We start from the raw sequence: 4,047 nt of genomic DNA on the forward strand, positions 1-4,047 counted from the left end.
ACAAAACCATCATTACCTATAGAGGAATGATGGCTTTTTTTAAAAAAATTAAATAAAATAAGAAAAACAAGTATTTAAAGAAATAATCCTTATTTATTAAAATTAATATTTTTTTGGAAAGGATATTGCGTTCTCTATAACGAATATGTATAGTAAAGGTAATCTAGGTAAAAAGTATCAATAGTTAAAGATTTGGAGGTATATGAATGAAATATTATATAGCATCAGACGAAAAAAATTTGAAGCAAGTTAGATCGTTGATAAAAAAATTGAATGCCAAGGGATTTACATGTGTAAATGACTCGAATTTAATCGAGAACGACGATAAACAAGGAGTTATAGATAGTATAGGGGAGTACGAAAAAAAGGGGATTGAGGATGCAGATTTTATGCTAATTTTTCTTACTGCAGGTAAAGGAAATCTTTATGAGCTTGGATATGCTTTGTCCTTAAATAAGAAAATTGTTGTATATTCTCCAGAGAAAGACAATTACCATATTAATAAAAAATCAATTTTCCATAATTTACCTGGAGTAACTATCTGTAGTGGAACGTTATATAAGCTTGTTAAATTGATACATACGCTTTCTTCACAAGGAGTAGATGAAACAAGTTCATTGCCCTTAAATAAATCTCAAATGTAGAAATAGGTAAAGATACCCTCAAATAAAATATCTTTTGAACGTAATGTTTAATATATTAAAAATGAGGGTAAAAGTTACTTAAACTAAAAGGGAGGCAGACTGTTTTGGCTATTATAGATATCGACCAATTGTTGCTAGCTACAGAAGAGATTGCCGAAGAGTCAGTTCCATTCAATCTCTATACATTTGATATTGATCAATTATTAGATAAAACGGATAACTGGTAAAGTAAAGCATGCCTAGAGGATATGCTTCTTTTCTGTGGGAAAATTAACCTGATTACCATTATAAAAAGAAATATAAAGTAATCAGGCAATGAAGTTCATATTAAGAAGTGGGAAAAAAATTAAAAATGGCGCCCTTTAACGAATCCTAAAATCACAAACATTGATATAGTACCGGCAACAAAAGTTACTTTAAGTATATTTATGAGTAGTTCATCGTACATTTGTATTCCCTCCTTGTATGTAATGAAAGACAATGCGGTTATGATTAGCTGTTTATGTATAAATTATAACATAAATTTTACAAGTGAAGGTGGGAAAAAGGCACCGAAATGTATGAGAATGTAATAATTGTTACATTTTAGACTAAAATCTAGCCGAAAAAAAGATATCATCAATAACAGATGATATCATTGATCGATTATTTAATTCCAAGGGCTTTCTTCGTTTTTGGTCCAACTATCCCATCAGGTGTTAGTTTGTTATTCTTCTGGAATTTCTTTACAGATATTTCTGTATTATTTCCAAATACCCCATCTATCCCCTTTGTACTATATCCAAGAGTTGTTAATCCTTTTTGAAGTTCACGTACTTGTGGTCCGTTGCTTCCTTTCTTTAAAATTGAAATTGTATTCCCCACTGGGATACTCTCTGATCCGCTAACCTTATATCCATTTGTAGCCGCTATGGAAGCAAATGATTTACTGGAACTGGTAATTATGACGGTTGTGTTCATATTAACCTTACCATATAACCACTTTACATCTTCATTATACATACGAACACAGCCGGCACTTATATATTTTCCAATGGAATTTGAATCATTATTTCCATGTATTGCATACGTATTTCCTGGTGTATTTCGTGCATTAATCCCCAACCATCGATTGCCTAGAGGATTTTTTGGATCTCCTCCTCTAATTTTGCCTTTATAATAGGGGCGATTGACAATCTTTGTAACTACCTTAAACTTTCCTTCAGGAGTGTAGGAGGATTTTTTTCCAGTCGCTACGATAAATACCCTCACTAATTTATTATTTTCATAGTAGGCAAGCTGATTATTGGACTTATTGATGATAATCAGTTGTTTTGATGCTGCATCTGAAGAATTACTGTATCCACCAAAACAAAAAAAGAACATTAATACAAATACAATAAATTTTTTCATGTTTTCCCCGTCCTTTATTTAAGTACCTGCATATTCACGCATATACTATCCTATGCACGAAGTGAAGCTAAAGTGACATTTTTTCAAAGGAAAGGTAAACTTAAAATAAGAAGGATTTACTCAAATCGGATTTTATCGTTGCAAAATTACTAAAAAGAAAGAAGGGCACTGTTTGTGGTCACATTACATACATTATTGAAGTGAAACCGGAGGTGGGAAAAGATTGTCACGCTTAAAAGTAGAGGACTACCTTGAACAAGGGATGTACGGTCCAAAAGAAATAAAACCTGGTGAACGAAGGGAATTCCTTGGCACATTACGAGAGCGCGTTATTGTCGTCCTAAAAAAACCTCAAGTATTTGAACTAAATGTATATCCAGAGATTGAGGAAATGATGAAGCAATTTCCACTGTCAAATTTGTTTTTAAATGGTCAAATGGACTATCAATACCTAGGGAAATATATTAAATTAGCTAATCGACATAATATTCCTTACAAAATTGTCCTAAACAAAGACCATAACTCCGAATTAGGCCTAGTACTAGCAGAAAAAAATGCCATAAATAAAGAAGAGATTTATATTGAGAAGAAGAAGCAGTTCAATCAAGTTAAAAAGAAAAACAGTGTCAAAGCATTTATCAAACAATTGGTTAGAAAATTTATAAAAAAACGCTGAAAAATTCAATCAGCGTTTTTTTAGTAAACTCCTATAGGGTTGTGGAAATTCATGAGTAATTAATGAAGTTATATTAAATTACCCTAATAAAATAAAAAGGATGCCTATCTGCTTTATGTATACGTAACTTTTTGTTTTATCAGTTGGAAAAGTTGATCAGATAGCAAATCTGTTAATTATGTATTCATCTTCCTTAACCTATAAAACTTTCTGAAGTTTCCTATAATCGTTTTAACCACAGAATAAGCAGGGATGGCTATAAGAATTCCAATGAATCCGTTTATTGAACCGGCACCAAGTAGCAATAAGATAATGGTTAATGGGTGAATATTAAGTCGTTTCCCAATAATATTCGGAGTAACGAGGTGGCCTTCTGCTTGTTGAACGACAGTAAGGACAATGAGTACTTTTACAGCCAATCCTACATCTTGCTGTAAGGCTATGAAAAGGGCTGGAATAACTCTGATTAATGGACCTAGAAAGGGTACAACGGTAAAAATCATTGCGAAAAGGGCTAATACGAGTGCATAATCGAGTCCAATAATTAGGTACCCCACATACATAAAAGCCCCTATTACGAATGAAACGATGAATTTGCCGATGATATAAGTTGAAAGGGTTTTATCTACATCTTTTAAAATCGCGTTCCCTTCTGGTTCAACTTCAGTCGGTATATACTTTAATAAAAACGGTCTTAGCTTATCTCCATCCTTTAAGAAATAAAATAAGATAAATGGTGTAATAACCAGTACAGTTAGAACACTTATAATCGCAGAGAATATGGTATTAACATTTTCTATAAGTTTTTCAGAATAATTTTTAAAATGGGATATGCCATTTGCTTTCAAGTCTTTTATATTAACCATACCAAAATCATTTTGTTCTATCATGACTTCCGATTCCATAGAGAATTCCTTGACTTTGCTTGGAAGGTTAGCAGATAATTTTTGGAATTGATCCATGACTACAGGACTTCCAAAGTAACTGCCTGTCCCCGTTATTCCAAATATAACCAAGAAGACAATGAAAATGCTGACTGTCCTTGGTATAAATTTAGTTAAAAAGTTAACGACAGGTCGTAATATATAGTATAATAGTCCAGCCACAATGATTGAGAAAAACATTGCTGTAATGATTTTTTGAATCGGCAAAAGAATATAATCAATCTTACCTAGCAAAAAAATAATTAAAATTTATTAAGATAATTCCACATGCATACTTAAAAAATGGTTTGTTTATCCACAAGACAATCCCCCCTAAATTTCATCTGTTACTTAATTCKCTTGTTAGGCTTAGAGTTAAACAATAATACCAATAGTAATAAATGATTAGGGG

5 protein-coding genes are annotated in these 4,047 nt (G+C 32.0%); 3 read left to right on the forward strand and 2 right to left on the reverse strand.

All coding sequences use genetic code 11. The features are described 5' to 3' along the window. Positions 1 to 206: 206 nt before the first annotated feature. Together AC1DUW_RS22575 and AC1DUW_RS22580 are read left to right on the forward strand one after the other, a co-directional pair. A complete protein-coding gene (locus AC1DUW_RS22575; protein ID WP_053346380.1) occupies positions 207 to 644 on the forward strand; it encodes a nucleoside 2-deoxyribosyltransferase in 438 nt (145 codons plus the stop codon). Between the two features lie 104 nt (positions 645 to 748). Next, the gene (locus AC1DUW_RS22580; RefSeq protein ID WP_269083735.1) at positions 749 to 871 is read left to right on the forward strand and encodes a hypothetical protein; all 123 of its coding nucleotides are present in this window, start codon (positions 749 to 751) and stop codon (positions 869 to 871) included. A gap of 418 nt (positions 872 to 1,289) precedes the next feature. Here AC1DUW_RS22580 and AC1DUW_RS22585 read toward each other — a convergent pair whose 3' ends face one another. Next, entirely contained in the window at positions 1,290 to 2,036 is a 747-nt protein-coding gene (locus AC1DUW_RS22585) for a L,D-transpeptidase family protein (protein WP_477643518.1), read from the reverse strand. Between the two features lie 223 nt (positions 2,037 to 2,259). Between AC1DUW_RS22585 and AC1DUW_RS22590 the strand changes: the two genes are divergently transcribed. Then, positions 2,260 to 2,712, forward strand: coding sequence for a YueI family protein (locus AC1DUW_RS22590; protein ID WP_082527393.1), 453 nt, complete (start codon positions 2,260 to 2,262; stop codon positions 2,710 to 2,712). A 176-nt stretch (positions 2,713 to 2,888) separates the two neighbouring features. Here the strand turns inward: AC1DUW_RS22590 and AC1DUW_RS22595 are convergent, their stop codons facing one another. After that, entirely contained in the window at positions 2,889 to 3,890 is a 1,002-nt protein-coding gene (locus AC1DUW_RS22595) for an AI-2E family transporter (RefSeq protein WP_477643519.1), read from the reverse strand. Positions 3,891 to 4,047: the final 157 nt, after the last annotated feature.

The sequence above is a fragment of the Peribacillus sp. P4_C12 genome, assembly GCF_056402095.1.